Source organism: Streptomyces millisiae (assembly GCF_031845425.1).
Lineage (GTDB): Bacteria > Actinomycetota > Actinomycetes > Streptomycetales > Streptomycetaceae > Streptomyces > Streptomyces millisiae.
Map to the genome: position 1 here is coordinate 52,205 of NZ_JAVREM010000019.1, position 26,332 is coordinate 78,536.

At 72.8% G+C, this 26,332-nt stretch carries 25 protein-coding genes; 13 read left to right on the plus strand and 12 right to left on the minus strand.

The annotated features are described in order from the left end of the window. Window positions 1–843, minus strand: a complete 843-nt coding sequence (locus tag RNC47_RS16605) for a helix-turn-helix transcriptional regulator (protein ID WP_311599566.1) — start codon at window positions 841–843, stop codon at window positions 1–3. A 212-nt stretch (window positions 844–1,055) separates the two neighbouring features. Here RNC47_RS16605 and RNC47_RS16610 point away from each other — a divergent pair, with 212 nt between their 5' ends. The 3 genes from RNC47_RS16610 (at window position 1,056) to RNC47_RS16620 (ending at window position 4,504) form a co-directional block, all read left to right on the plus strand. Continuing rightward, window positions 1,056–1,991 (plus strand): SDR family oxidoreductase, encoded by a 936-nt coding sequence (locus RNC47_RS16610; protein WP_311599567.1) that lies wholly within the window; start codon window positions 1,056–1,058, stop codon window positions 1,989–1,991. Between the two features lie 49 nt (window positions 1,992–2,040). Next, the gene (locus tag RNC47_RS16615; protein ID WP_311599568.1) at window positions 2,041–2,559 is read left to right on the plus strand and encodes a mycothiol transferase; all 519 of its coding nucleotides are present in this window, start codon (window positions 2,041–2,043) and stop codon (window positions 2,557–2,559) included. Between the two features lie 109 nt (window positions 2,560–2,668). Further along, entirely contained in the window at window positions 2,669–4,504 is a 1,836-nt protein-coding gene (locus tag RNC47_RS16620; RefSeq protein ID WP_311599569.1) for a serine/threonine-protein kinase, read from the plus strand. Between the two features lie 22 nt (window positions 4,505–4,526). Here RNC47_RS16620 and RNC47_RS16625 read toward each other — a convergent pair whose 3' ends face one another. The 6 genes from RNC47_RS16625 to RNC47_RS16650 all read right to left on the minus strand — a co-directional run bounded on the left by RNC47_RS16625 (window position 4,527) and on the right by RNC47_RS16650 (window position 11,160). After that, window positions 4,527–5,759 (minus strand): acyltransferase family protein, encoded by a 1,233-nt coding sequence (locus RNC47_RS16625; RefSeq protein ID WP_311599572.1) that lies wholly within the window; start codon window positions 5,757–5,759, stop codon window positions 4,527–4,529. Continuing rightward, window positions 5,743–6,831: an alpha/beta hydrolase gene (locus RNC47_RS16630; protein WP_311599574.1), complete on the minus strand. Its 1,089-nt coding sequence runs from the start codon at window positions 6,829–6,831 to the stop codon at window positions 5,743–5,745. Before RNC47_RS16630 ends, RNC47_RS16625 begins: the two co-directional genes overlap by 17 nt. Before the next feature lie 146 nt (window positions 6,832–6,977). After that, entirely contained in the window at window positions 6,978–7,664 is a 687-nt protein-coding gene (locus RNC47_RS16635) for a response regulator transcription factor (RefSeq protein WP_311599575.1), read from the minus strand. Continuing rightward, window positions 7,661–9,004, minus strand: a complete 1,344-nt coding sequence (locus tag RNC47_RS16640; RefSeq protein ID WP_394814798.1) for a sensor histidine kinase — start codon at window positions 9,002–9,004, stop codon at window positions 7,661–7,663. Before RNC47_RS16640 ends, RNC47_RS16635 begins: the two co-directional genes overlap by 4 nt. Window positions 9,005–9,044: 40 nt before the next feature. Beyond that, the gene (locus tag RNC47_RS16645) at window positions 9,045–10,016 is read right to left on the minus strand and encodes a YihY/virulence factor BrkB family protein (protein ID WP_311599578.1); all 972 of its coding nucleotides are present in this window, start codon (window positions 10,014–10,016) and stop codon (window positions 9,045–9,047) included. Window positions 10,017–10,149: 133 nt separating this feature from the next. Then, complete coding sequence (locus tag RNC47_RS16650) at window positions 10,150–11,160, minus strand: LacI family DNA-binding transcriptional regulator (RefSeq protein ID WP_311599579.1); 1,011 nt, start codon at window positions 11,158–11,160, stop codon at window positions 10,150–10,152. A 321-nt stretch (window positions 11,161–11,481) separates the two neighbouring features. On the opposite strand from RNC47_RS16650, the gene RNC47_RS16655 reads away from it, so the two are divergent. Beyond that, a complete protein-coding gene (locus tag RNC47_RS16655; protein ID WP_311599580.1) occupies window positions 11,482–12,459 on the plus strand; it encodes a glycoside hydrolase family 6 protein in 978 nt (325 codons plus the stop codon). A 114-nt stretch (window positions 12,460–12,573) separates the two neighbouring features. Here RNC47_RS16655 and RNC47_RS16660 read toward each other — a convergent pair whose 3' ends face one another. Further along, window positions 12,574–13,158 (minus strand): TetR/AcrR family transcriptional regulator, encoded by a 585-nt coding sequence (locus RNC47_RS16660; protein ID WP_311599581.1) that lies wholly within the window; start codon window positions 13,156–13,158, stop codon window positions 12,574–12,576. Between the two features lie 204 nt (window positions 13,159–13,362). Between RNC47_RS16660 and RNC47_RS16665 the strand changes: the two genes are divergently transcribed. The 6 genes from RNC47_RS16665 (at window position 13,363) to RNC47_RS16690 (ending at window position 19,070) form a co-directional block, all read left to right on the plus strand. Further along, window positions 13,363–14,373, plus strand: coding sequence for a zinc-dependent alcohol dehydrogenase (locus tag RNC47_RS16665; RefSeq protein WP_311599582.1), 1,011 nt, complete (start codon window positions 13,363–13,365; stop codon window positions 14,371–14,373). 105 nt (window positions 14,374–14,478) lie between these two features. Continuing rightward, the gene (locus RNC47_RS16670) at window positions 14,479–15,291 is read left to right on the plus strand and encodes a hypothetical protein (protein ID WP_311599583.1); all 813 of its coding nucleotides are present in this window, start codon (window positions 14,479–14,481) and stop codon (window positions 15,289–15,291) included. A 230-nt stretch (window positions 15,292–15,521) separates the two neighbouring features. Beyond that, window positions 15,522–16,814, plus strand: coding sequence for an MFS transporter (locus RNC47_RS16675; RefSeq protein WP_311599584.1), 1,293 nt, complete (start codon window positions 15,522–15,524; stop codon window positions 16,812–16,814). Window positions 16,815–16,925: 111 nt separating this feature from the next. Then, the gene (locus RNC47_RS16680; RefSeq protein ID WP_311599585.1) at window positions 16,926–17,186 is read left to right on the plus strand and encodes a ribbon-helix-helix domain-containing protein; all 261 of its coding nucleotides are present in this window, start codon (window positions 16,926–16,928) and stop codon (window positions 17,184–17,186) included. Next, window positions 17,183–17,626 carry a PIN domain-containing protein gene (locus RNC47_RS16685; protein WP_311599586.1) on the plus strand — a complete coding sequence of 148 codons (444 nt, stop codon included), beginning with the start codon at window positions 17,183–17,185 and terminating at the stop codon, window positions 17,624–17,626. The genes RNC47_RS16680 and RNC47_RS16685 overlap by 4 nt, the downstream gene beginning before the upstream one ends. 100 nt (window positions 17,627–17,726) lie before the next feature. Next, window positions 17,727–19,070, plus strand: coding sequence for a bifunctional folylpolyglutamate synthase/dihydrofolate synthase (locus RNC47_RS16690; RefSeq protein WP_311599588.1), 1,344 nt, complete (start codon window positions 17,727–17,729; stop codon window positions 19,068–19,070). Window positions 19,071–19,127: 57 nt separating this feature from the next. On the opposite strand, the gene RNC47_RS16695 is transcribed toward RNC47_RS16690, so the two are convergent. Further along, window positions 19,128–20,909 (minus strand): NAD(P)/FAD-dependent oxidoreductase, encoded by a 1,782-nt coding sequence (locus tag RNC47_RS16695; RefSeq protein ID WP_311599590.1) that lies wholly within the window; start codon window positions 20,907–20,909, stop codon window positions 19,128–19,130. A gap of 114 nt (window positions 20,910–21,023) precedes the next feature. On the opposite strand from RNC47_RS16695, the gene RNC47_RS16700 reads away from it, so the two are divergent. The 3 genes from RNC47_RS16700 to RNC47_RS16710 all read left to right on the plus strand — a co-directional run bounded on the left by RNC47_RS16700 (window position 21,024) and on the right by RNC47_RS16710 (window position 22,632). Continuing rightward, complete coding sequence (locus RNC47_RS16700; RefSeq protein ID WP_311599592.1) at window positions 21,024–21,704, plus strand: lytic polysaccharide monooxygenase auxiliary activity family 9 protein; 681 nt, start codon at window positions 21,024–21,026, stop codon at window positions 21,702–21,704. A 210-nt stretch (window positions 21,705–21,914) separates the two neighbouring features. Then, window positions 21,915–22,184 (plus strand): type II toxin-antitoxin system Phd/YefM family antitoxin, encoded by a 270-nt coding sequence (locus RNC47_RS16705; protein WP_311599594.1) that lies wholly within the window; start codon window positions 21,915–21,917, stop codon window positions 22,182–22,184. Then, window positions 22,174–22,632 carry a type II toxin-antitoxin system VapC family toxin gene (locus tag RNC47_RS16710; protein ID WP_311599596.1) on the plus strand — a complete coding sequence of 153 codons (459 nt, stop codon included), beginning with the start codon at window positions 22,174–22,176 and terminating at the stop codon, window positions 22,630–22,632. The genes RNC47_RS16705 and RNC47_RS16710 overlap by 11 nt, the downstream gene beginning before the upstream one ends. Before the next feature lie 171 nt (window positions 22,633–22,803). Here RNC47_RS16710 and RNC47_RS16715 read toward each other — a convergent pair whose 3' ends face one another. From RNC47_RS16715 to RNC47_RS16725, 3 genes are all read right to left on the minus strand, one after another. Further along, window positions 22,804–23,544: an ABC transporter ATP-binding protein gene (locus RNC47_RS16715; RefSeq protein ID WP_311599598.1), complete on the minus strand. Its 741-nt coding sequence runs from the start codon at window positions 23,542–23,544 to the stop codon at window positions 22,804–22,806. A gap of 2 nt (window positions 23,545–23,546) precedes the next feature. After that, window positions 23,547–24,926 carry an ABC transporter permease gene (locus tag RNC47_RS16720; RefSeq protein WP_311599600.1) on the minus strand — a complete coding sequence of 460 codons (1,380 nt, stop codon included), beginning with the start codon at window positions 24,924–24,926 and terminating at the stop codon, window positions 23,547–23,549. Window positions 24,927–25,031: 105 nt separating this feature from the next. Continuing rightward, a complete protein-coding gene (locus RNC47_RS16725; RefSeq protein ID WP_311599602.1) occupies window positions 25,032–26,267 on the minus strand; it encodes an ABC transporter permease in 1,236 nt (411 codons plus the stop codon). Window positions 26,268–26,332: the final 65 nt, after the last annotated feature.

Consider the following 26,332-nt stretch of genomic DNA (forward strand, 5'->3'; position numbering starts at 1 on the left):
TCAGCGCAGCGGCTGCGGACCGAGGACGGACAGCAGCTGCAGCTTCTCGTGGCTCTCGCTGCCGGGAACGGCGGTGTAGACGAGCAGCGAGTGGCCCTGGGCCGGATCGACCAGCTGCTGGCAGTTCAGCTCGAGTCTGCCGACCTCGGGGTGGATGAAGCGCTTCACCTCGTTGGGTCGAACGCCGACCTCGTGGTCGTTCCACACCTGCCGGAACTCCTCGCTCCGGGCGAGGAGCAGGTCGGCGAGGTAGGCCGCCCGGGATCCTGGGCCCCGCAGGGTGAGGACCTGGCGCAGACCCGAGGCCCACATGCGGGTGAGGAACGGATGGTCCTCGGGCGCGTAGCGGTCCCGCATGGCGGGGTCGGTGAACCACCGGTAGCCGATGCTGCGGGCCGGGCCCGTGTAGCTGGTCAGGTCGCCGGTGAGCGCCACGCCGAGCGGGGTCTGCCGCAGCGTCTCGCCGAGTTCGGTGACGATCTCCGCCGGCGTGTCGTCCAGCCGGTCGAGGATGCGCAGCATGCCGGGGGTGATGTGTTCACCGGCTCCGCCCCGGGCGGGCGGGTTGTGCCCGGCCAGCCGGAACAGGTGGTCGCGCTCGTCGAGCGAGAGGTGGAGTCCCTGCGCGATCGCGGCGATCATCTGCTCGGACGGCCTGGGCCCGCGCTCCCTTTCGAGGCGCGCGTAGTAGTCGGTCGACATGTGGCAGAGCGCCGCCACCTCCTCCCGCCGCAGCCCTCCGGTCCTGCGGCGTTGGCCACGCGGGAGACCGACGTCCTCGGGTTGCAGGGACTCCCGGCGGCGCCGGAGGAACTCCGCCAGGCCGGTCCGATCGATCATCATTCGTTTTCCTCCCTCGGCACTGCTGTCCTTCCTACCGCCCCGGTCTCCGCGGAGCCACGGCTCGCCGATCCCCCCTTTCCCGACCCCGCCGCCGAAGGGGGGATCGGCGAGCCGTGGATAACGCGGCCCTTAATCCGCGGCCGGGGAGGTTCGAGCATGGACTCAGACGCCGATCCGCGGCGGATTCGCCGCCGGAACGAAGGAGACCGCTCATGGCTCGGACCATCGACATCACCATCCCCGACCTGTCGGGGAAGCTCGCCGTCGTCACCGGCGCGAGCGACGGGATCGGGTTCGTCATCGCCACCCGCCTCGCCGGAGCCGGCGCGGAGGTGATCATCCCGGCCCGCAACCCCGCCAAGGGCGAGCAGGCCGCCGACCGCGTCCGTGGCCTCGTCCCGGGCGCGAGGATCACCACCCGGCCCCTCGACCTGGCCTCACTCGACTCCGTGACCGCCCTCACCAACCAGCTGGTGGGCGAGGGCCGCCCCATCCACATCCTCATCAACAACGCCGGCGTGATGACCCCGCCCAGCCACCAGACCACGAAGGACGGGTTCGAGCTGCAGTTCGGCACCAACCACCTCGGCCACTTCGCCCTCACCCAGGGGCTGCTGCCGCTGCTCAGCGCGGGCAGGGCCAGGGTCACCCACCAGACGAGCGTCGCCGCCCGCAGCGGGGCGATCAACTGGGACGACCTCAACTGGGACCGCGACTACGACGTGATGAAGGCGTACCGTCAGTCGAAGATCGCCGTCGGACTGTTCGCCCGCGAGCTCGACGCCCGCAGCGCCGCGGCGGGTTGGGGCATCACCAGCAACCTCTCCCACCCCGGGGTCTCGCCCACCAACCTCCTCTCCGCGCAGCCCGGGATGGGGCGGCCCACGGACACCCGGGAGGTCCGCCTGATCCGCGTGCTCTCCCGCATCGGTGTCGCCGGCACCCCCAGCACCGCCGCCCTGCCCGCGCTGCTGGCCGCGACCGGCCCCGACTCGCGGGGCGACCAGTTCTTCGGGCCCAAGGGACTCGGAAACGTTGGCGGCGCCCCCGCCGAGCAGCGACTCTGGGCCCCGCTGCGCGACATGGCCGAGGCCCACAAGGTCTGGGAAACCTCCGAACGGCTGGTCGGCGCCGCGTTCCCCGCCTGATCCGGGGAAGCTGGTTCCCGACCGACCGCCGCACCCGAAGGAGCGCACCGTGACCGCAAGCACCGACCTCCTCCTCGACGCGTACGGCCGAGTCCGGGACCTCGTCGACGACGTGGTGGACGGCCTCAGCCCCGAGGAGCTCGCCACCCGCCTCGACGAGGGCGCCAACTCCATCGCCTGGCTCGTCTGGCACCTGGCCCGGGTCGAGGACGACCACGTCGCCGACGTCGCCGGCACCGAGCAGGTGTGGACGGCGGCGGGCTGGCACGAGGCGTTCGGCCTGCCCTTCGGGCCCGGCGTCACGGGGTACGGGCACGGCCCCGAGGAGGTGGCGGCGGTGCGCGGCCTCGACGCCGACGCGCTGCGCGGCTACCACGACGCCGTGCACGAGCGCAGCGCCGCGTACCTCTCCGGCCTGGCGGACGCCGACTTCGCGCGCGTCGTGGACACCTCGTGGACGCCGCACGTCACCCTCGGGGTCCGACTGGTCAGCGTCGTCAACGACGCCACCCAGCACGTGGGGCAGGCCGCCTTCGTCCGCGGCGTGCTGCTACGACGCCGCGACTGATCTCCCGGCCCGTCCGGTGGAACCGGTCAAGTCCCCGCGCACGTCCCGTGATACTGATCGGTAAAACCGAGGAAACATCGGACGGACGACGACGAGGGCCGGGGACACGTTGAAACCACTGGAGCCGGGCGATCCGCAGACACTGGGTCAGTACCGGCTGTTGCGGACGCTGGGCGCCGGTGGCATGGGGAAGGTCTTCCTGGGGCGTTCGGCCCAGGGCCGGACCGTCGCGGTGAAGCTCATCCACCCGCAGCTCGCCCTGGACCCGGACTTCAGGAGCCGCTTCCAGCGGGAGATCGCCGCCGCGCGGCGGGTGGGCGGCGAGTGGACCGCGCCCGTGCTCGACTTCGACACCGAGGGGGAGATCCCGTGGGTCGCCACGGGATACATCGCGGGCCCGGCGCTGCACGACATCGTGACCCAGTTCGGCGTGCTGCCGGAGCGCACGCTGTGGCGGCTGGCCGAGGGACTGGCCCTGGCGCTGACGGCCATTCACGACAGCGGCCTGGTGCACCGCGACCTCAAGCCGTCGAACGTGCTGGCCACGGTGGACGGCCCCCGCGTCATCGACTTCGGCATCGCCCGCGCCGTCGGCGGCAGCGTCCTCACCAGGACCGGAACGGTGATCGGCTCGCCCGGCTACATGTCCCCCGAGCAGGTCAGAGGCGACACGCTGGGCCCCGCCAGCGACGTCTTCAGCCTGGGCGCGACGCTGACCCACGCCGCCACCGGCGCCGGCCCCTACGACACCGAGGACGGCGCGGCCCACGCGCTCATGTACCGGGTCATCAACGAGCCGCCCAACCTCGGTCAACTCGCCGGCCCGCTCCGGGAACTGGTGACCGCCTGCCTGGCCAAGAACCCGGGGGAACGCCCGACGCCCCACGAGATCGCCGCGGCGGCAGCCGCCCACCGCACCAGCGGCCCCTGGCTCCCCGCCAACCTGATCGACCAACTGCTCCGGGACACGGTGCAACTGCTGTCCATCGAGGAGCCCGCGCGGGCCCCGGCGGCCGACACCCCACCGCCGGCGCCGTCCACCCCTCCCCCTACGCCCACCCCCACCCCCACCGCGCCGGACGCCCCACCAGCCGCCACCGCGGACGACACCATGCAACTGCGCGTCGTCGCGCCGCCCGCGCGACGGCGCCGCCTCCCCTACGCCGTCGTCGCGGCGATCGCGGCGGTCGCGGTGGTGGCGACGGTGCTCGCACTGACGCTCGGCCTGCCGGGCGCCGGCGACGGCCGGGACACCAAGGCCGACGCCGACGCCTCGGACTCCCAGGGCAGCGCCGAGAACGGCGCCGGCGACGACTCGCCGGGACAGTCGGACGACGGCTCCGACCAGGACGCGTCCAAGGACCCGTCCGACACCCCCTCCGACGACCCCACCGACGAGTCGACGGACGACGGTTCCTCGGACGACGACACTTCGGACGACGACCAGGCCGACACGTCCGGAGAGTCCTCCGCCGACGCTTCTTCGGGCGGCGGCTCCTCGGACGGCGGCTCCTCCGACGATTCTTCCGGCGGCTCCTCGGACGGCGGCTCCTCCGGCGGCAGCTCCTCGGGCGGTTCCTCCGGCGGCTCCTCGGACGGCTCCTCCAGCGGCAGCGAAGGAGGCAGCGGAGGAGGCGGCGACGAGCCGCCGCCGGACGACGGTCTGAACGGGCAGGTCAGCCGGGAGATGGTGGGCACCTGGGAGTCGAGCTCCGACTACATCACCTATGACGGCAGCCGCTTCACGGGAGACGTCCTCGGCTGCTTCTACACCTTCCAGTTGGAGAGCGTCGGTGACGGCGGACGCTCGGTGCACCTCTTCGGCACGAGCGGCTGCGCGGGGGACATCGACGTCAACCTCTGGCTGGAGGGCGCGGACACCGCCGGCATGAACGCGTTCGACGGCACCGGCAGCTCGATGAGCGCGACGATGTACCGGGCCTGACGACGGGCCCGCGGGCGGCACGTCACACCACGGCGAAGGCGTACAGCGAGAACGCTCCCGCCAGCGCCCCGGCCAGGATCCGGCCGCCCGTCGAGGCTCCCGTCCACGGCTGCTCGAAGCGCCGGGTCAGCGCGCCGATGCCGATGAGCAGCACCGCGAAGAGCGGCAGCCACGCGAGCCGCGCCGCCACCCAGCCGAAGGAGGTCGGGTCCGCCGTCAGGCCGGCGACGGCGGCGTCGCCGTGCAGCGCGGCGGCCGGGATCGCGGCGGCCAGCATCGCGCTCTGGTGCCAGCACAGGATCGTCATGGCGCTGAGGTTGATCACCACCACCGGCGCCCACAGCGCGGGCCGGGCCAGCAGCGCCGCCAGCCGCTCCCTGGCCAGCACCGCCACCCCCGACTGCGCGGCGGCCAGCGCCAGCACCAGCAGGGACGGGGGGTGCGAGTTGGTCCGGGCCTCGCCGGGCACGCCGACCATGGAGGCGGGATAGCCGAAGACGGTCAGCAGGGTGACGAAGAGGGCGAGGCCGCCGCCGAGCAGCAGCCAGGCCGCCGCGCGGCGCCCCAGCCGCCCCACGCCCCACACCAGGCCCAGCTGGTAGCCGAACAGCCAGCCAGGGAGCAGGTTCAGCAGCGGCAGCCAGGACGGCATCGCGTCCGCGTACGGGCCGTACCGCAGGGCGTCCACCACCGCCACCGACAGCAGCAGCGGCAGCGCCGACCACAGCCCGGCGCGTTCGGCGGCCCGCAGCGCGTGCGGGGTGAGCGCGGTGATCACCGCGTAGACGCCGACGAACCACAGCGGCTGCACGACGAGGACCGACGCCGTGCGGAGGGTGGCCGCCGGTACCCCGGCCACCGACAGCAGCGGCAGCAGCGCCGCCCACCCGGCCGTCACGCCGAGCACCGGCCGGCCAAGGCGCACCAGCCGGCCGCGCAGCCAGGTGCGGGCGGCGGTGCCGCGCTCGGTGGCCCGGCGCAGCGAGAGGGCCGCGGAGTAGCCGCCGACCAGGAAGAAGATGCCGAGCAGTTGGAAGACCCAGCTGGCCGGGGCGAGCGCGCCGAGGGCGGCGAGCGGGCTGGCGTTGTGCAGGGCTCCGGCGTCGTCCAGGGTGAATCCGCCCACCAGCCAGTGCCCGGCCGGCACGGACAGCAGGGCCAGCGCCCGCAGCCCGTCGACGGCGCGGTCCCGGTGGGCGGGGGTGCGGGACTCGACGGCGGTGACGAGGCTGCGCAGATCAGCGGCGAGTGGCATCGAGGCACTCCGGGGAGGTCGGGGCGCAGCTGATCAGCTCGGACGCGCCCAGGGTGATGGCGGAGAGGTTGCGCAGCGAGTCGGTGCCGGGCGCGGCGTAGCCACCGTGGCTCTCGACGTCGGCGGAGGTGACGACGCGGGCGCCGTACGCGGGTTCCGTGGGGTCGGTGCCGTGGCCCAGGCCGAGCACCGACACGTTGGGGATGGCGCTGATCCAGTCGGTCGGGCTCCGGGTGGCCCACACCCGGGCGTCGGTGTCCAGCGCGTCGACGCTGCCGGCCCTGGTGCCCGGGCTGCCGAGGAAGACCAGGTCGCCGGCGGCGAGTTCGGAGGCGGCCAGGCCGCAGACGACCGAGCCGTAGCTGTGGCACAGCACGGTGGGCGGCGCGGTGCGGGGGGCGGTGAGGGCGAGGCCGGCGAGAAAGCGTTCGAGTCGCGGGGCGCCGGCCCGGGCGAGCCGGTCGGTGACGACGTCGGGGCCGACGCCGTCGGGCGTGGTGTAGCCGACCCAGGCGATGGTGGCGGTGGGGACCCCGGGGGCGTCGCGGGTGAGTTCGCGGTGCAGGTCGCGGGCCCAGCCGACGGGCGTGCCGTTGGTGTCGAGGTCGTTGCTCATGCCCGGCACGACGACGGCGGTGCGTTCGGCGGCCGGCAGGTCGCCGAATACCTCGACGAAGGTGCCCCGGCCGCGCGGGTCGAAGGCCAGCAGCTGGCGGCCCCGCTCGGGCGCGGTGCCGAAGAAGTCCTCCCAGGCGCGGGCGTTCGCCTCGTACCGCAGCTCGACGGGGGCACCGTCGAGGTTGCCGACGGTGAGCGGGTGCCGGGCGGCGAGCTCCCGTCGCTGTGCCGGGCCGAGCCCGGCGAAGAACGCGGCCACCTCGGCGGGCGAGGCGTCCCCCGGATCGGGGAGGGCGACGCCCAGGCTGTCGTCGGCCAGCCACGCCGCGGCCCCGGGCGGCGGCCCGCTGACGATCGTGGTGTGCGGCCCGAACGTCCACCCCCCGGTGGCGGTGGCGGTGGTCAGCGCGAGCGCCACGGTGGCGAGCACCCGCTTGGGACGACGGCGCGGCATGACGGTTCTCCCTCCCTGGGCCGCCGAGGGGACCGGCGGCCGTTCGGGAGGGAGAGTGCGGCGCGGACTGGGGTACCCGCGTCACACCACGGAGCCATTCCCGGCGTCATACCGGGGTAGGGGGTGGCGGCGCGGGAGAGTGAGGGCTACTGCTCGCCGGGGGTGACGAGCCCCGACTCGTACGCGAAGACCACCGCCTGGGCGCGGTCGCGCAGGCCGAGCTTGTTGAGGATCCGGCTGACGTGGGTCTTCACCGTCTGCTCGGCCACGATCAGGGTGGCGGCGATCTCCTGGTTGGACTGGCCCCTGGCCACCAGCTCCAGCACCTCGGACTCGCGCGCCGTCAGCCCCTTGAGTCGCAGCGCCGGGTCCCCGCGGCGCCGCGCCGCGGGTCGGGCGGCGAACTCGGCGATCAGCCGGCGGGTCACCGACGGCGCGAGCAGCGCGTCCCCGACGGCCACCACCCGCACCGCCGCGATCAGGTCGGCGGGCGGCGCGTCCTTCAGCAGGAAGCCGCTGGCCCCGGCGCGCAGCGCCTCGTAGACGTAGTCGTCCACGTCGAAGGTGGTCAGCATCAGCACCCGGGGCCGGTGCGTCACCCCGCGCGGCGGGTCGAGCAGCCGCCGCGTCGCCTCGAGACCGTCCATCACCGGCATCCGGATGTCCATCAGCACCACGTCGGGGTGGTGGCGGCGGCTCAGCTCCACGCCCTCGGCGCCGTTGACGGCCTCGCCCACCACGTCGATGTCGCTCTGCGCGGCGAGCAGCGCCGCGAACCCGGCCCGCACCATCGCCTGGTCGTCGACGATCGCCACGGTGATGGCCTTGGTCATGCGTTCTCCCCCGGTGCCGGTTCGTTCCGCGGCAGCACGGCCGCCACCCGGAAGCCGCCCTCGGCCGTCGGGCCGGTGTCAAGTGTGCCGCCGAGCAGGCGGGTTCGCTCCCGCATGCCTATCAGGCCATGGCCTGTGCCATGCCACTCCAGGGGGCGCGCGGGGGTGGCGGGCGGCCCGTTGACGACCTCGACGCGCAGGGCTGAGCCGTCCGCTGAGAGGGCCACGGTCACCGCGGCCTCGGCGCCGGGCGCGTGCCGTACGACGTTGGCGAGCGCCTCCTGCACGATGCGGTAGGCGTTGAGCGTGACCGCCCGCGGCAGCCCGGCCGGCTCGCCGGTGACCGTCAGCCGTGCCGCCACCCCGGCCCGCACCGCCGACTCCACCAGCGTGCCGAGCTCGCCGAGCCCCGGCTGCGGCGCCAGTTCGGGGCCGGCCCCGCCGCCCTCGGCCTCGGTGCCCTCGCTGCGCAGCACGCCGAGCAGCCGCCGCATCTCCGCCAGCGACTGGCGGGCGGTGTCGGCGATGCTGGTGAACTCGGCGCGGGCCGCCTCCGGGACGCCCTGGACGCGGTACGGGGCGCTGTCGGCCTGCACGCTGATCACCGACATGTGGTGGGCGACGACGTCGTGCAGCTCGCGGGCGATCCTGGCCCGCTCCTCCAGAAGCCTGCGGTGCGAGCGTTCGGCCTCGCTGATGGTCTCCTGCTCGGCCAGCCGGCGCTGCGCCTCGGACCGCTCCCGGAGGGCACCGCCGAGCAGCAGCACCACGCCGGACAGCACCACGAGCAGCACGCTGGAGCCGGGCGAGTGCCCGGGCCGCAGCAGACCGACCAGCACGGCGGCGGCCGCGGTGGACAGCCAGACCGCGACCAGCGTGCGGCGGGCCAGGTGGAGGGAGAGCGGCAGGCAGAGCAGCAGATAGCCGACGATCGTGGGGGCCGGCCACGGCCAGGCCGCGCCGTCGAGCGGGCCGCCCCACAGCAGCAGCGCCAGGGCGGTCAGGACGTCGGTGGAGAAGACCACGTACCAGGCCGACAGCGGCCGGGCCCCGGCCAGCAGCAGGGGCGCGGCCTGGCCGACGCCGAGCAGCCCGGCGAGCACGCCGGGGAGGCCGTAGTCGCCGAGCAGGACCACGACGGTGGTGGGCAGCAGTGAGGCGCTCGCCGCGAGGGCGAGGAAGTGGGGCAGCAGCCGCATCCATGGCTTCGGGGCCCGGGCGAACAGCGCCTCGCCGGGCTCGGGGCCGCCGAAGGCCCGCGACAGCAGCACGCCCTGCCGCCGGGCCCTGACGAGCAGCCGGCCGGCGCGCGTTTCGGAACCGGGGAACACGGTTCGCAAGCCTACGGCGTGCGGCGGCCGGCCGGTTCGCGAGCGGCGTTCAGTCGTCGTCGAGCTTGCGGGTGTCCCGCGGTTCGGCGTAGGGCTCCTCGCCAGGCGGGTGTCCGGTCTCGATGGCACGGGCGCGTTCGAGTTCGGCGTCGAACTCGAGGCCGAGCAGCAACGCCAGGTTGGAGATCCACAGCCAGACGAGGAACACGATGATCGTCGCCAGGCTGCCGTACGTGCTGCCGTAGCTGCCGAGGGCGGCGACGTACCAGGCGAACAACGCGGAGGCGGCGAGCCAGACCAGCACGGCCAGCAGGCTGCCGGGCGTGATCCACCGGAAGCCGTGCTTCACGTTGGGCGCCGCCCAGTACAGGACGGCGGTGATCAGGGCGACCAGGATCACCAGCACCGGCCACTTGGCGAAGTTCCACACGGTGACCGCGGTGCCGCCGAGACCCAGCACGTCGCCGGCCCGGCGCGCCAGGGCACCGGTGAACACGACGCCCACCGCGACCAGGGCGAGCAGCACCACCAGGGTGACGGTGACGGCCAGCCGGACCGGGAGGGTCTTCCAGATCGGCCGGCCCTCGCCGATGTCGTAGACGGCGTTGGAGGCGCGCATGAAGGCCGCGATGTAGCCGGAGGCAGACCACAGGGCCAGCGCGACGCCGACGACCAGGGCCACCGTGGCCTGACCCCGGCGGTGGCCCAGGTCGCGCAGCACGGTGTCGAGCACGTCCTGCACCGCGCCCGGGGCCAGCGTGGCCACGTTGTCGATCATCGGGTCGATGGCCGAGGGGCCGATCAGGCCGATGATCGAGACGAGGGCCAGCAGGGCCGGGGCCAGGGCGAGCACGCCGTAGTACGTGAGGCCCGCGGCCCAGTCGGACAGGTTGTCCGCCCTGAACTCCCGGACGGTGCGTTTGAGCGCGGCCCACCAGGAGCCCTTCGGAAGATCCGTCGGCCCCCTGGGCGAGGGCTCGGCCCGGTGCTCGGGCGCCACGTTCGCCTCCTCCGTGATCACGTCCGCGCCCTCGGGCTCGGCCTGGCCAACTCACACCCGACGGCGAGTAACCGCAGACGAGGACCCGAAACCAGGTGCGAGTCAAGCGGACGCCAGGCTGTCGCGCGTCGGCCTCCCGGCCGACCCGCGTCGGTCAGGTGCTGGAGCGCGTGACCAGGTGGGTGGGCAGGATCAGGGAACTGGGCTCCTCGCCGGCGATGAGCCGGCCGAGCAGGCGTGCCATCTCGCGGCCCAGGTCCTGGATGGGCTGGCGGACCGTGGTCAGCGACGGTTCGGTGAGCTCCGCGACGTCCAGGTCGTCGAAGCCCACCACCGCCACGTCGCCGGGCACCGCCCGGCCCGCGCCGCGCAGCGTCCGCAGGGCGTCGGCCGCCATGTTGTCGTTCGCGGCGAAGACCCCGTCGAGATCCGGGTGGCGCTCCAGCAGTTCGGCCATGGCGACGGCGCCGCTGAGCTGGGTGAAGTTGCCGCACTCCGGCGGAAGCGGCTCCAGACCGGCGAGGATCATGGCCTCCCGGTAGCCGCGGTGCCGCGCCCGGCTCACCTGGGTGTCCAGCGGCCCGCAGATCATGACCACCCGCCGCCGCCCGCGGGCGATCAGGTGCTCGGTGGCCTGCCGCGCACCGCCGACGTTGTCGACGTCGACGTACCACGGTGGCTCGGCGCCCACCGGGCGCCCGCCGAAGACCACGGGGAGCTCCGTCTCCGCGGCGACGCGCAGCACCGGGTCGTTCTCCCGGACCGCCATCAGCATGACGCCGTCGACGCCCCGGGCACGGAGCAGCTCCGCCAGCCGCCGTCGACTGCGATCGCTGGCCGCGAGACAGAGCATCAGGTGCAGGTCGGCCTCCTCCAGGGCGGCGGACGCGCCGACGATCACCCTGGCGAAGAACGGATCCGCGAAGATCGAGGGAGACTCGCCCGAGATCACCAGGGCGGCCGCGCCCCGCTGGCGGGTCGCCAGCGCCCGCGCGGTCGTGTCCGGCACGTAGTCGAGTTCCCTGATGGCGCGTTGGACGGCCTCGCGCTTGTCGCGCCTGACGTGCGGCGCGTTGTTGAGCACCCGGGAGGCCGCCGAACGGGAGACGCCGGCACGCTCGGCGACCTCGTCGAGTGTGGGCCTCCGGCGCGGCGCGTCTGTCATGGTTCGCGGCCCTTCCTCGCCGCCCCCGAGACGTCCCCTCGACCCGGGAAACTGGGAGCGCTTCCAGTTTGTGGACCCCAAGTCTCCCACCGGCCGCCTGCCACGAGTAGCCCTGCAGCAGCCCTTGACAGTGTTCAGCAGCGCACACACCATACCGAGGGAGCCACCTCGGGGCGCTCAGCGAAACTGGGAGCGCTCCCAATCATCAGCGGCACGTCCCGACGCGCCACTCGGGCCACGGATGCCGCAGCCCGGCGCCGACACGGGCTCAGGACGAGAGCCGCGTCGCGCTTCCAGCCCGCCACGAAGTGAGGTACACCCGTGCGCAAGCTCTTAAGCGGGGCGGTGGCAGCCCTCCTCGCCCTGCCGCTCCTGCTGACGTCCTCGCCGTCCGCGCAGGCGGCACCGGCGGCCAACCCGCTCGCCATGACCAGCGGCTTCTACGTCGACCCCAACTCCAGCCCCGCCGTCTGGGCGGCCGCCAACCCCGGCGACGGACGGGCCGCCGCGATCCGCAACTCCATCGCCAACACCCCCATGGCCCGCTGGTTCGGCTCGTGGAGCGGCGACATCCGGTCCGCCGTCAACTCCTACGTCGGCGCGGCCCAGTCCGCCGACAAGCTGCCGCTCCTCGTCGCCTACAACATGTACGGCCGCGACGCCTGCGGCGGGCACTCGGGCGGCGGAGCCGCGTCCCCGTCCGCGTACGCCAGCTGGATCACCGCCTTCGCCGGCGGCATCGGCAGCCGTCCGGCCGTCGTCGTGCTGGAACCCGACGCCCTCGGCGACTACAGCTGCATGTCCCAGGCGCAGATCGTCGAGCGGCAGAACATGCTCATCAACGCCCTCTCCCAGTTCCGGTCGGCCGCGCCGAACGCCTGGGTCTACCTCGACGGGGGCAACCCCGGCTGGATCGACGCCTCGACCATGGCCGACCGGCTCAACGCGTCCGGCCTCAGCCTGGCCAGGGGCTTCTCCCTCAACGTCTCGAACTACTTCCGCACCGACGAGAACGCGTCCTACGCCAACAGCGTCAACCAGGCGCTGCGCCAACGTCACGGCTACACCAGGCCGTTCGTCGTGGACACCAGCCGCAACGGCAACGGCTCCAACGGCGAGTGGTGCAACCCGGCCGGTCGCAGGATCGGCACGCCCACCCAACAGGGAGGCAGCGGGGCCGAGATGCTCCTGTGGCTCAAGACGCCGGGTGAGTCCGACGGCAACTGCGGCGTCGGATCGGGCTCCACCGCGGGCCAGTTCCTGCCGGAGGTCGCCTACCGGATGGTCTACGGCTACTGACCCCTCACGACAGCCGCCTCGGCGCCGGCACACCCCGCCGGCGCCGAGGCGTTTCGGTGTGCCGTTCCGCACCGCGCGGTCTTTCTCGACCTCGGGCGCCCGTCGGACGCCGGGTCAGCCCTCGATCGTGGCGAGGATCAGCGACCGCAGTTGCTCGGCGGTGTGGTCGAGGGGGCGGGTGTTCCGCTGGGCGCGGCACATGGCCACGGCGCCCTCGACGGCCGCGACGACCAGGGTCGCGAGCTGGGCCGCCCGCTCGGGCTCGGCGCCGTGTTCGCGCAGCGAGCCGGCGAGCAGGCTCTCCCAGGTGGCGAAGGTGTCGCCGGCGGCCGCGAGGGCGGCGGGCACCTCGTCGGTGGGGGGTTCCTCGACGGAGACGGCGAGGACCGGGCAGCCCGCCCGGAAGTCGCTGTCGACGACGATCTCGCGCCACAGGGCGAGGAAGGCCGCGAGGCCGGCGACCGGCCCCGCCGCCAGCTCCCTCCGCAGGACGCGCGCGGCCCACTCCCCCGTGTGGCGGACGGCTTCCGTCGCCAACTGCTGCTTGCCCCCGGGGAAGTAGTGGTACGTCGAACCGAGCGGCGCCCTGGCGTGCTTGGCCGTCTCGCGGATGCTCGTCGCGTTCAGGCCGCGCCGGCTGATCATGTCGGCCGCGCCGGCCACGATCCGCTCCCGCGCCGACGGGCTTGACCTGGTCACCTGGAAACCCCTTCCACCCCCTGGCTATGACAGTCGTCATAGCCTAGCGTGGGCGCCGCCTATGACGACTGTCATAATCCCGCGGTTCGTGGAAGCGGGAGGAAGCGAGGTGTGCCATGCCGACCACCCGACTCACGGCCCCGGCCAGCGCCCCGGCCGAGCGGCGCCGAAGCGGCGCGGCGGTGGCGAAGGGGCGGCGGGCCGATGCGTGAACTGACCTATGTCGCCCGGCGCACCGTCGAGTGGCGCGAGGTGCCGGAACCGAGGCTCAGGTCCGACGGGGAGGCGATCGTCGCGCCGGTCGCCGCCACCCCCTGCGACGTGGACTCCGCCATCCTGGCCGGGCACGGCTTCATCGACCCGCCCTTCGCCCTGGGCCACGAGTGCGTCGCCCGGGTCGTCGAGACCGGCGACGCCGTCACCTCCGTCGCCCCCGGCGACCTGGTCGTGGTGCCCTGGTCCATCAACTGCGGCGGCTGCGACCGCTGCCGGGCCGGCCTGACGGCGCACTGCGCCGCCGTGCCGCACATGGCGATGTACGGCGCGCCGCTCGGCGGCGACTGGGGCGGGCTCTTCTCCGACCTGGCGCGCGTGCCCCACGCCGACGCCATGCTGGTCCCGTTGCCGGCCGGTCTCGACCCGGTCGCCATGGCGTCGGCCAGCGACAACTGGCCCCTGGCCTGGCGGCTGGTCGCCCCCCACCTCAAGGCCCGCCCCGGGGCCCGGGTGTTGGTCGTCGCGCGCGGCAGCGTCGGGCTGTACGTGTGCGACATCGCGCGCGCCCTCGGGGCGTCGGCCGTGCACTACGTCGACCCGGACGCCGAGCACCGCGCGCTCGCGAACGGGTTCGGGGCCACCACGGCCGAGACGCTCGAACCGACACCACACGGCTTCGACATCGCCGTCGAGGCCACCGGCCGGGTCGAGCAACTCGCCCTGGCCGTCCGGAGCCTGACACCGGAGGGGATCTGCGAGAGCGCCGGCAACCACTTCCGCCCCGGCGAACTGCCCCTGCTCGACATGTACCTCACCGGCGTCACCCTGCGCGTCGCCCGCGACAACGTCCGCGCCCACCTCCCCCACGCCCTCGACCTCGCCGCCTCCGGCGCGGTCGCCCCCGAGAAGGTCGTCTCCCACGTCCTCGACTGGGACGACCTGCCGTCCGCGCTGCCGGAGAACCACCTCAAGCCCGTCTTCACCCGGGCCGTCGACTGAGCGCCCGGCCGGGGTGTCGAAATACCCCCGGGGGGTATATGGTTATGCCCGGCGTCCGGGACATCGGACGCCGCCAGAAGGCTCGTTCACGCAGTTGGAGACACGATGACGAACAGTTCCGGCCACGCCATGACCGGCCACGGAGCCCACGCCGCCCACGGGGAAGCCAAGGCCGGTGGGCTGTCGGTCTCGGAGGACGGGTACACCCTCGACTTCGACTCGACGATCCGCTCCAGCGGGCCGCAGTCGGTCACCTTCCGGGTGATCGGGCCCGACGGGCAGCCGGTGACCGCGTTCATACCGGAGCACGAGAAGGAGCTGCACCTGATCGCCGTCCGCCGGGACACGACCGGGTTCCAGCACGTGCACCCGGTGAGGGACGAGAAGGGCACCTGGAGCGTCGAACTGGACCTGGAACCGGGGGCCTGGAGGGTCTTCACGGACATCCACCCGGCCGGCCACCACGGGGCCATGACGCTGGGGATCGACGTCTCGGTCGCCGGGTATTACGACCCGCGGCCGCTTCCCGAGGTCACCAGGACCGCACGGGTCGGCGAGTACACCGTCACCCTCGACGGCGAACTCCTGCCCGGCGAGACGAGCGACCTGAGGCTCACCGTCAGCCGCGACGGCCGGCCCGTCACCGACCTGCAGCCCTACCTGGCCGCGTACGGGCACCTGGTGGCCCTGCGGGTCGGCGACCTGGGCTACCTCCACGTCCACCCGAACGGCGAGCCCGGTGACGGCAGCACCGAGCCCGGGCCCGAGATCGCCTTCCTGGCCGCCGCGCCTTCGCGCGGCACCTACCGCCTGTACCTGGACTTCCAGCACGACGGCGTCGTCCGGACGGCCGAGTTCACGGTGCGGACCTCCGTGACCGCGGGCGAGGGGCACCACGGCGGCCACCGCCACCACTGACCAACACCCGCCACGCCCTGAGGAACGCCATGCCCCGCCTCACCCGACCCACGCCCGACACCGCGCTCCGCGCCTGCCGCGACCTCCTCGCCGGCCAGGTCGCCGACCTGGTCGCCGGCCCCACACCGCGGGACACCGCCGGTGTGTAGCGACACCCCCGCCCGCACCCGTGGGACACGGCCACCACCCCGGGACCGTGCCCCGCCGCATGGACATGGAGGAAACCCGTCATGCGTCTCTTCGCCAACCGCGACTACCGCCACCTGTTCAGCGCCCAGGTCATCGCCCTGTTCGGCACCGGACTGACCACCGTGGCCCTCGGACTGCTCGCCTACGACCTCGCCGGCCCGCGCGCCGGAACGGTCCTCGCCACCGCCCTGACCGTCAAGATGGTCATGTATGTGGTCATAGCCCCACTCGCCGCCGCCTACGTCGACCGGCTCCCCAGAAGAACCCTGCTGGTCCTCCTCGACGTGGTGCGCGCCGCCGTGGTCCTGGCCCTCCCGCTCGTCACCGAGGTCTGGCACATCCACGTCCTGATCGGCCTGCTCCAGGCCGCCTCCGCGGCGTTCACCCCGACGTTCCAGGCCGTCATCCCCGACATCGTCATCGACGAGTCCGACTACACCCGCGCCCTGTCCGCCTCCCAGGTCGCCTACACCATGGAGAGCCTGCTCAGCCCCGTGCTGGCGGCGGTCGCCCTGGCGTTCATGAGCTTCAACTGGCTGTTCCTCGGCACCTCCGCGGGATTCCTCCTCTCCACCCTGCTCATCCTGTCGACCCGCGTCCCCGACGCCCGCCCCAGCGCCCACACCAGGGCGTGGGACAGAGCGGCGGCAGGGATCAGGACGTTCCTCACGACCCCGCGGCTGCGCGGCGTCATGGCGCTGAACCTCGTGGTCGCGGCGGCTGGTTCGATCGTCGTCGTCAACACCGTCAACCACGTACGCGACGGGCTCGGCGGCTCGCAGTCGGACGTGGCGTGGATGCTCGCCGCCTCCGGCGCCGGAACGCTCCTGGCCGCCCTCGCACTCCCCCGGCTGCTCGACCGGATCGCCGAGCGCACCGTCATGATGACCGGCGGCGGGGTCCTCGTCGGTGGCACGGCCGCCGCCACGGCCCTCATCGCCTCCGGCCGCACCACATGGACGGGCACCGCGATCGTCTGGGTCGTGATCGGCGTCGGCATGGCGCTGATCGTCACGCCGACGGGCAAGGTCATTCGGGGCTCCGTGGTGGCGAACCGCGTCCCCGAAGCCTTCGCCGCCCAGTTCTCGCTGTCGCATCTCGCCTGGCTGATCACCTACCCCGTCGCGGGGTGGCTCGGCACGATCGCCGGCCTCACCCTCGCCTGGTCCGTCCTCGCGATCCTCGCGGCGGCCGGCGCCGCCGGCGCCCTCCGGCTGTGGCCACGCCACGAAGGACGCCGGCCCCCGACCGGACCGGTCACGCCCGTCCAGGCCGTGCTCCACCCGAACCCGTCCACCGGATCCGACACCACCCAGCGCACTCTGGCGGCCTGACACCGATCACCGACCACCAGCGCCCCGGGGCGCTGGTGGTCGGTGATCGGCATGTCGCGCGCCTTCTCATCCCCGCATACACCAGACCAGCACATGGACTACGCTTGGTACATGTCCATGAAGCGCACGAACGTCTACGCCGACCCCGAGGACCTGGCCATCATCAAGGAAGCGGCCAAGCGCCGGGGCATCAGCGAGGCCGAGATCATCCGCCAGGGCATCCACCTCGCCGCCATGGCCAACCGCGTCTGGGACGAGCCGCTGTTCTCGCGCACCTTCGAAGGACCGGGCCGCACCCCGTCCAGGACAGAGGTTCGGGACACGGTCGCCGACGCCGTCCACCGCGAGACGGACACCGGAAACGCCGCGTGATCATCGTCGTCGCCGACACCTCGGGACTACTGGCCGCCCTCGACGCGACCCATCCGGAACACGGCGCGGCCAACGAGGCGATCACCACCGCGGGCCTCCTGGTCATGTCGCCGCTCCTGCTCGCCGAACTCGACCACGTCGCCACCCGCGAACTCGGCCGCGAAGCCGCACTCAGCGCCATCGACGACATCCGCCGCTGGATGCGCCGCGGCCGCGTCGTCGCCCCGGAGATCACCGACGACCACCTCGCCGCCGCCCAGTCGCTGCGCCGCCGCTACCACGCCCTCGACCTGGACCTCGCCGACGCCGTGAACGTGGCCCTGGCCGCCGACTACGACACCGACGCGATCCTCACCCTCGACCGACGCGACTTCCGCGCCGTCCGCCCCCTCGGCCGACACAAGGCCTTCCGCGTCCTCCCCGACGACCTCCCGCTCTGACGCGAATACGGACGGAGCCCCGACCGGATCCGCGTCACCTCGCGGCGGGGCCGTCACGCTCCACGTCTGAACGGTCGCGCCGGGTGGCATGATCCGGTGTGTGGACTACTCGCACTGCGTGGACCTCCTCGCGAAGCTGCACGAGAACTCCCACGGGCTGCCTCGGGGGGCGCGTCAGGCGAACGTCCCCAGGCTGCTCAAGGCGCTGGGCCACCCTGAGCGGGAACTGCGCGGGATGCTGGTGGTCGGGACCAACGGCAAGGGGTCGACCTGCGCGTTCGCGGTGTCGGCGGTGGCCGCGACCGGCGCACGGGTCGGCAGCATGCCCAGCCCGCACCTGCAGGAGCCCAGGGAGCGGATCCGGATCGACGGGGTCCCCATCACGCGCGCCGAGTACGCCGCGGCGTTCGCCGAGGTCTGGCGGACCATCGAACGGCACGGCCTGCCCGTCCTGCCCCAGGGCGTCTTCGCGACGACCGCGGCCGCGCACTTCCGACGGGCCGGCGTGGGCCTGGTGGTGGCCGAGGCGAGCATCGGCGGGAGCAGGGCCGCGGCCGCGGAACTCGACCTGGACGTGAAGGTCGTCACCGGCGTCGGACTCGACCACACCCGGCTGCTCGGCGACTCCCTGACCCGGATCGCCCGAGCCAAGATCGCGGCCGTCCGGGACGGGGACCACGTCGTCCTCGGCCGGCTGGCCCCCGAGGCGACCACCGCCGCGGAGCAGGTCCTCAGGGAGCGCACGGGCCTTTCCGTGTGGCGCGTCGACCACGAGATCCGCTACACCGCCCGTGCCGCCGGCGACCGCGGCCCGGGGACGCTGGTCGACGTCACCACCCCCCGCGCCGTGCACCGCGATCTGCCCTGCCCACTGACCGGCGCACACCAACACCACAACCTCGCGGTCGCCATCGCCGCGGTGGACGCGATGGCCGAACGCGGCCACATCCGCGCGCCCGACGGCGAACGACTCCGCGCCCGGCTGGCGGCGACCCGCTGGCCCGGCCGCCTCGAACTGGTCCCCGACGCCCACCTGGACGACTGGACGGGCCGGGTCCTCCTGGAGGGCGCCACCAATCCGCAGGGCACCGCGACCGTCGCCCCGGAGATCCTGCGGCACGCCCGCGCCGACGGCCACCCGCGCCCGCCCGTGCTGGTCTTCGCCGCGATGGACGACAAGGACGTCTCCGGCATGCTCGCCCCACTCCCCTCCCACTGGCCCCTGGTCCTCACCCGCACCGGCTCGCACCAGGCCGCGGACACCGCCACCCTGCACGGCCGGCTCGCCCCCGGCCGCCGGGGACCCTGCGTGACGGCCGAAGACCCCCGGTCGGCGCTGCACCGGGCCGCCGAACTCGCCGGCCCCGGTGGCCTGCTCGTCGTCCTCGGCTCGCTGCGCCTCGTGGGCGAAACCCGCACCGTGCTCGGCCTGCGGCCCGAGTGAGGACGGCTCGGGACGCACGTCGGCCGTCAGTCGAACGCCGGCCGGCCCGGTTCGCGTCTACTCCGAGTCGCCGGTGGCGTAGAAGAGTTCAAGGGTCTTGCCCTCCCTGATGATCGTGTCGTGGTTGGTCTTCACGTATCCGTTCATGTCGATCGTGGTGGCGCCGCCCTCTCCCACGGCCTCCGAGATGCGCCGGACCGTCCCGTCCCGGGTGTCCCCCGCGGCGAACACCCCGACGAGGCTCGTCGCCGTGATGCTCCCGGTACTGGTCCACTTGCTGTCCTTGGGGCCGGGCCAGGCGCTGCCGGAGGCCGGCCCGGTGAGCACCGTACCGAGAATCTGGTTCGGCCAGCCCGTGACCTTCTTCTCGAGAAGCTTCAGGTCCTTGTTGTCCTTCAGCCATTCGGTGTTGGCCTTACCGCCGATCAGGATGTAGAGGGCCTTCACGGGGAGGGCCGTGCAGTCCTTCTGCTCCGGGCGACTCGGATTCTTCTGTGAGCGGGCTCTTCCGTGAAACACCTTGGTCAGCTCGTTGTTGGTCGCTTCGAAGTAGTGGACCTCCTCCTCGGCCACTACCGTGATGTTCTTCTGCGCCTTGATCTGATCCACATGAGCGTTGACCATGTCCTGGTAGTGATCGAACTTCCCCCGGATGATCATGGTGACTTTGGCGCCCTCGTTGGCGAACATCAGGGCGGCCACCGCGGCGGTGTCGCCGCCGCCGACGATGACGACGGAGTCGTCCTTCTTCACCGTCTTGGCGTCGGACGGAAGTGCCGTGAGGTAGGCGCCCTTCGTCAGGTAGGCGTCCAGGCCGTCGACGTCAAGCTTGTTCGCCGAGACGCCGGTGGCGATCAGCACCATCCCCGCGACGATCTCGAGCGGGCTGTCGTCCTTTTCGTCATGCGGCCGCTCGACCTTGACCTTGTACTTCGGGATGAGGTGCGAGTCCTTAGTCTTCTCCACGTCGGACTGGGTTACCGCCGTCAGCGCGGTGGCCTTGTAGTAGGAGAGGTACTCGAACTGCGTCGGCTTGTGTTGGATCTGCTGGTACCACCTGAAGCACAGCGCGTCCGAGTCGATCCCGTCGGGGAACCCCAGGTAGTTCTCGATCCTGTTGATCGCGGTGCTGGCCGTTCCGCCGGGGGCCCGGTCCTCGACGACGAGTGTGCTCCAGCCGAACAGGGTTCCCGCGTTCAGTGCCGCGGAGAGGCCGGCGGGGCCACCGCCCACCACGACCAGGTCGTAGGAGTCCTTCTTCGTCGTGGTGCTCAGCCCCAACTCCTTGGACAGCTTGGGCAGGTTGTAGCCCGTGACCGTCACCGGGGTGCCCGGGGTGAACGCCAGGTCGACCTCGACGTCGGCGACCGTAGGGTCTTCCTTGAACGTGGTGTCCACGAAATTCAGCGTCAGGAAGCGCCAGGTCGAGAACGCGTCCCCTTCCAGGGCCTTGGCCCGAAGAACTGCCTTGACGTCGGTCCTCTTCGTGGGGTCGGTCATGCGGTGCGCTCCTGGTGGACGAATGCGGTTCCTGCTCGGGTTTGCCAAGCATGCGGAGAACAGCGCCCGTTTTTCGGCAGCCGGGTATGTCGGTTCCCATCGGGCGGGAACGTTTTGCCGCAGCTCCCAACGGATCCTTGATCGTTTCAGCCGCCCCCGCCTTTCGCTCGGGTGGTCGCCCGCCGAACCGCCGAGCGGCGCCGGTGGTTTCGGACCGATGAACCGCCTCGGTGACCGAAGCGAGCCCGCCCGAGCGCCTCCACTCTCGTCGCGGATCCGCCACATCCTCACCACTTTCATGGACTCGATGCGCCGATACCGAGTCAACGCCGTGGCCACGCGGAACGGAATGTTTCGCCGCCGTGTCACCGGGTAACGTGCCAGCAAAATTGGGAGCGCTCCCACTCCGGATGCACCACCCCACCCACCTTCCGGAAGACGGAGTAGGCACACATGCAGACACGCACACTCACCACGCCCCGCGGCTGGACGCTGCGCGTCCTGGCGCCGCTCCTCGCGGCGATGCTCGGCCTGTTGCTCTTCCCGTGGGCCAACACCGCCCAGGCGCACGGCTCGGTCATCTCACCGGCGTCCCGCAGCTACGGCTGCTGGGAGCGCTGGGGCAACGACCACCTGAACCCGGCCATGCAGCAGCAGGACCCCATGTGCTGGCAGGCGTTCCAGCGGAACCCGAACACCATGTGGAACTGGATGAGCCTGTTCCGGGAGAACCTCCGGGGCCAGTTCCAGCAGAACATCTCCAACGGGAACCTGTGCAGCGCCGGTGACGCCCAGGGCGGCCTGGCCAGCTCGCTCGACGAGGTCGGCGCCTGGCGGACGACGAGCATCCGCAACACCTTCACCATCGACCTGTACGACCAGGCCAGCCACGGCGCCGACTACATCCAGGTCTACGTGACCAGGCAGGGATACGACCCCACCCGCGAGCCGCTGGGCTGGGACGACCTGGAACTGGTGACGCAGACCGGCAGATACCCCAACCAGCAGCACTACGTGGTCAACAACGTCAACGCCCCGGGACGCACCGGACACCACGTGGTCTACACGATCTGGCAGGCCTCGCACCTGGACCAGACGTACTTCATCTGCTCCGACGTCAACTTCACCTCCTGACACCCGGAGCCTGACGGTCCGCCACCCCGGGCCTCGACCGCGGGCGGCCCGCCGACGTCGTCGGCGGGCCGCCCGTGTGTGGCCGGCCGATCCTCGACGATCCCGCCGTGGTCGGTCTCCGGCAGAGCCGCCTCACGCCTTCGACACCGCACGACGACAGGCCGACGCACGCCGTAGCACCAGGTAGCACACCCTCGCTATCATCGCATCATGACCGCCCAACCCGAGATCACCCAGCGTGACCTACGCACGAAATCCAAAGAGATCATGGACGCCGTCCAGGGCGGCCAGTCCTTCACCGTCACCCGGGACGGACACCGCATCGGCGAGCTGATCCCCCTGCGGCGACGCCGGCGCTTCGTCCCCCGGGGCGAGTTCGCGGCCATGTCCCGCACGGCTCCGGACATCTCGCTGGACGCCTTCCGCGCCGACCAGGACACCACCGCCGACCAGGACCTGGACGACCCCTATGCCCGTTGAGCACCAGCAGGGCCTCATCGACACCACCATCATGATCCTGCGCAGGTGGGTGGACCCCGAGGAGCTGCCGGCCGAGATGGCCATCAGCGCTATCACCCTGGCCGAACTCTCCGCAGGCCCCCACCAGGTCCGGAGCAACGCGGAACAGGACGACTACGAGGAACACGCCGAGCGCGCCCGACGCACGGACATCCTCCAGCGCGCCGAGAACGAGTTCGACCCGATCCCGTTCGACGCGGACGCCGCTCGCATCTACGGCAGGGTCTGCGCGGCGGTCATCGGCGCCGGCCGCACACCACGGCGCAGGGTGGCCGACCTGATGATCGCCGCGACCGCCATCGCCGAAGAACTCCCCCTCTTCACCACCAACCCCGACGACTTCAAGGGCCTCGACGACCTCCTCACCATCGTCCCCGTCACCCGCCCCCCGACGACCCACGGCTCCTGACAGCCTCACCAGAACCCGACGCGTCGCTCGCGACCGGGACACACCGCCGAGGCCGCCCCCGTCCGGAACCACACCAGCGCCGCCGCCACGAGCAGACCCTCGGCCGGACCGGGCGCCGGCTCCGGCTCGCCCGACCGCTGACCCTTCGACCTGCGGCACCAGGGGGTGTCGTCAGGCGGCGCCGGGGCGCCCCCTCGTCACCGTGACCCGACCGCGTCGTAGGGTCAGCACCCGGTCGGACTCCGCGGCCAGCGCCTGGTTGTGCGTGACGACCACGACGCAGCGGTTCTGCTCGTGGGCGAGCTCCTTGAAGATGGTGACGATGCCGGCCGCGGTCTCCTCGTCGAGGCTGCCGGTCGGCTCGTCGGCGAAGAGGATGTCCACGTCGCAGGCGAGGGCCCGCGCGATGGCGACGCGCTGCTGCTGGCCGCCGGAGAGCCGGAGCACCCCCCGGCGGGCCGTGTCGCGGTCGATGCCGACCCGCTCCAGCAGTTCGAGGGCGTGCCGCGACCGGCGGCCGCCCCCGGCGGGCTTGGCCCCGGTGATCTCCATGGCGGTGGTGACGTTCTGCACCGCCGTCATGTACGTGAGCAGGTTGTACTGCTGGAAGATCGTCGCGGCGTGCCGGTTGCGGTAGCGGCCGAGGCCCAGTTCGCCGAGGTCGCGCCCCTCGAAGCGGATGGTGCCCTCGGTGGGGCGGTCCAGGCCGCTGGCCAGGCTGAGCAGGGTGGTCTTGCCGCTGCCCGAGGGGCCGAGGATGGTGTGGAAGACGCCGCGTTCGAAGTCGAGGTCGACGTGTCGGAGGACGGGCGTTCCACGGCGCCGGCCCTGGTAGGTGTGGCTGACGCCGGAGAGCGTGAGCACGGGCGGGGTCGAGGGGGCGGTGCCCCGCTCTTCGGCCGAGGCGGTCATGGTCAGTTGCCCTTCGTGAGGATGGCGCGGGGGCTGAGCCGCAGCACGGCGGCCGCGGGGATCGCGGTGGCGAGCAGGCCGACGCCGAGCCCGACGCCGACGACGGTGGAGAGGGCCGCGGGATCGAGCCGCACGGTGATCTCGTCGATCGGGTCCGCGTTCTCGACCGGCGCGTCGTCGGGGTCGATGCCCTCGCCGAGCCCGGTGGAGCCGGGAGACGGCGGCTGCCACGCGTCGATCTCCCGCTGGGCCGCGGCCGCCTCGTCCCGGAGCAGCGCGGTACCCGCCCGCTGCGTCAGGCTCTCGGCGACGGCCGAGACCGCGACGACGGCCAGGGCCGCGACCACGAGGACCTCGACGGCCTGCTGGGCGACCAGCTTCCCCTTCCGCTCGCCCATCGCGAGCAGCACGCCGAACTCGCGGCGGCGCTGGCGGACGGCGAGAACGGCGAGCAGGCCGAGGACGGCGGCGCCGGCGACGCCGACCAGCCACATCGCCACCGTCGCGGCCCGGGCGATGGACTCCAGCGGGCCCGTCATCTGCTCCACGGCCTGGTCGTTGAGGTCGAGCGCGAAGCCGTCGAGTTGGGCGCCCGCGGTGTCCCGGGCGAACGCCTCGAACTCCTCGAACACCTCCGGGCCCTGGAGCTGGAAGGTGGCGGCCCGGACGGTCGCCGGCCCGTCGCCCGGGTTGAGGCGGGCCAGCGCCGTGGCCGGGATGATCAGCCGGTCGGCCGGCAGCTGCTGGAACTCGGGGTCCGGCTCGTCGGACGGGTCCCGGTAGATCCCCGCGACGGTGAACTCCGCCTGGTGGTCGCCCGCGGGGTCGTTCTCGGTCAGCGTGAGGGCGTCGCCGACCGCGAGCCCGTTCAGCTCCGCCAGCCGCTCCTCGACCAGCACCACGTCACGGTCCCCGTCGGCCGCGGTGATCGGCCGGCCGGAGAGCAGCCGCCAGCTGCCGTCGCTGAATCCGGGCAGCAGCGCGGAGTCGAGGACGCCGTGGACCAGCGTGTAGGTGTCGGGCGCGTCGGGGTAGAGCGGAGCCTCGCTGACGAGGCCGGCGCCACCGAGCAGCCGAGTGCCGTTGAAGGAGGTGTAGTTGTACCGCTCCACCAGCGGGGACGCGCCGATCCGGTCCAGGGTCGCCACGCCGATGGCGGGCGCCTGGAACGAGCCGCCGGAGACCAGGGCCTCCGGGTCGAGCCCCAACTCGGCCTCGGCGCCGACCCCGCGACGCGCCGCCTCGCCCGCGTCGGCGGTGGCGGAGGTGATCAGGACACCGCCGAGGACCATGGCGGAGATCACCGCGAAGGTCCCGAAGGTGAGCAGGGTCCTGGCGGCGCGGGACCGCAGACTCAGTGCCGCGCGCTTGACGAAGTTCATGGCTGGTCGCCCCTGGTCGTGATCGTTCCGGTCATGTCGGCACTGCTCATGTCGGCTCCGCTCGTGTCGCTCCGGTGCGTGTCGCTCCGGTGCGTGTCGCTCCGGTCATTCGCTGTCGGTGAGGATGGAACGGGGGTGGAGGCGCAGGATCCCGAGGCCGGGGAAGACGGTGGACACCAGCGAGATGCCGAGCCCGATGCCGGCGACCCGGCCGAGGTCGGCCGCCGCCATCCGCACCTCGGCGGACCCCACGCCGTCGTCGTCGGACGGCAGGAGTCGTTCGCCGACCGTGGGCGCCAGGAGCAGGCCGAGCGGGGCCACCACGGCGAGCGCGACCAGCGCGACGGCCGTGACCTCCACCGCGTGCTGGGCGACGAGCTTCCACCTCCGCTCGCCGAGCGACAGCAGCATCCCCGTCTCGTGGCGCCGCTCCCTGATGGTCAGCGCCACGATCAGGCCGAGCGTCACGGCGCCGGCCAGCGAGATCAGCCAGACCAGGGCACCGGCGAAGGCCCCGACCCGCTGGATCGGCCGCACCCGGTCCAGATACGCCTTGTCGTTGACGTCGAACCGGAGACCGTCGGGGCCGAGCACCCGCGCCACCTCCTCCCGCAACGGCCGCGCCGCCTCGGGGGACTCGACCCGGAACACCGCCTCACTGAGCCGGTCGCCGAAGCCGAGTTCGACCACCGGCGCGACCGGCGCGTACAGCTGGTTCGCGGCCAGGTCGCGGGGCGCCGTCCACTGCCCGGGGATCCCCTGCGGGCTCCGGTGGACACCGACAATCTCGAACGGGACGGTGTCCTCGCCGTCGCGGGTGGCCAGGTCGACGGTGTCGCCGACCGCGAGCCCGTTCAGCTCGGCCAGCCGCTCCTCCACCATGACCACCCGGTGCCCCGCGTCCCGCTCGGTGAGGGCCCGCCCCGAGACCACCTGGGAACGGCCGCTGGCGAAGGCGAGCAGCAGCCCGGAGTCCCGGACCCCGGCCAGCGCGAGCCCGTTGCGCTCCGGATCCGCCGCCGCCTCCGGTGGCTCGGGCAGCTCCGAGGTGACGGGGGTGAGGCCGGGCGACGCGGTCACGCCCCGCAGGACCGGGTTGTACGCCACCACCGGCGGCGCCGCGCCCAGCAGGTCGGCCGCGTCCGTCGTCAGCTCGTCGCCGCGCACCGTGACGTCCACGCCGATCCGGCGCTGCGCCTCCGCCTCCTGCCGCGCGGTCGCGCCCCGCAACAGGAGGCCGCCGAGGAGCAGGGCACAGATCACCAGGAGGATCCCCAGCAGCAGGATCGTCTTGCCCTTCCTGGCCAGCAGGCTCAGAGCCGCGCGTTTCACGAAGTTCACGGGCCGGAGCGAAGCAGGTCGCCGTTTGCGGCGGCGTAAGGCCCGTCACACCGGCATGAGCGGAC

Bases quoted from the DNA above. Each gene is read 5' to 3' on its own strand.
- RNC47_RS16605 (WP_311599566.1), bottom strand. From the start codon at position 843: ATGATGATCGATCGGACCGGCCTGGCGGAGTTCCTCCGGCGCCGCCGG.
- RNC47_RS16610 (WP_311599567.1), top strand. From the start codon at position 1,056: ATGGCTCGGACCATCGACATCACCATCCCCGACCTGTCGGGGAAGCTC.
- RNC47_RS16625 (WP_311599572.1), bottom strand. From the start codon at position 5,759: ATGCCACTCGCCGCTGATCTGCGCAGCCTCGTCACCGCCGTCGAGTCC.
- RNC47_RS16630 (WP_311599574.1), bottom strand. From the start codon at position 6,831: ATGCCGCGCCGTCGTCCCAAGCGGGTGCTCGCCACCGTGGCGCTCGCG.
- RNC47_RS16635 (WP_311599575.1), bottom strand. From the start codon at position 7,664: ATGACCAAGGCCATCACCGTGGCGATCGTCGACGACCAGGCGATGGTG.
- RNC47_RS16650 (WP_311599579.1), bottom strand. From the start codon at position 11,160: ATGACAGACGCGCCGCGCCGGAGGCCCACACTCGACGAGGTCGCCGAG.
- RNC47_RS16665 (WP_311599582.1), top strand. From the start codon at position 13,363: ATGCGTGAACTGACCTATGTCGCCCGGCGCACCGTCGAGTGGCGCGAG.
- RNC47_RS16670 (WP_311599583.1), top strand. From the start codon at position 14,479: ATGACGAACAGTTCCGGCCACGCCATGACCGGCCACGGAGCCCACGCC.
- RNC47_RS16675 (WP_311599584.1), top strand. From the start codon at position 15,522: ATGCGTCTCTTCGCCAACCGCGACTACCGCCACCTGTTCAGCGCCCAG.
- RNC47_RS16680 (WP_311599585.1), top strand. From the start codon at position 16,926: ATGTCCATGAAGCGCACGAACGTCTACGCCGACCCCGAGGACCTGGCC.
- RNC47_RS16700 (WP_311599592.1), top strand. From the start codon at position 21,024: ATGCAGACACGCACACTCACCACGCCCCGCGGCTGGACGCTGCGCGTC.
- RNC47_RS16705 (WP_311599594.1), top strand. From the start codon at position 21,915: ATGACCGCCCAACCCGAGATCACCCAGCGTGACCTACGCACGAAATCC.
- RNC47_RS16710 (WP_311599596.1), top strand. From the start codon at position 22,174: ATGCCCGTTGAGCACCAGCAGGGCCTCATCGACACCACCATCATGATC.
- RNC47_RS16715 (WP_311599598.1), bottom strand. From the start codon at position 23,544: ATGACCGCCTCGGCCGAAGAGCGGGGCACCGCCCCCTCGACCCCGCCC.
- RNC47_RS16720 (WP_311599600.1), bottom strand. From the start codon at position 24,926: ATGAACTTCGTCAAGCGCGCGGCACTGAGTCTGCGGTCCCGCGCCGCC.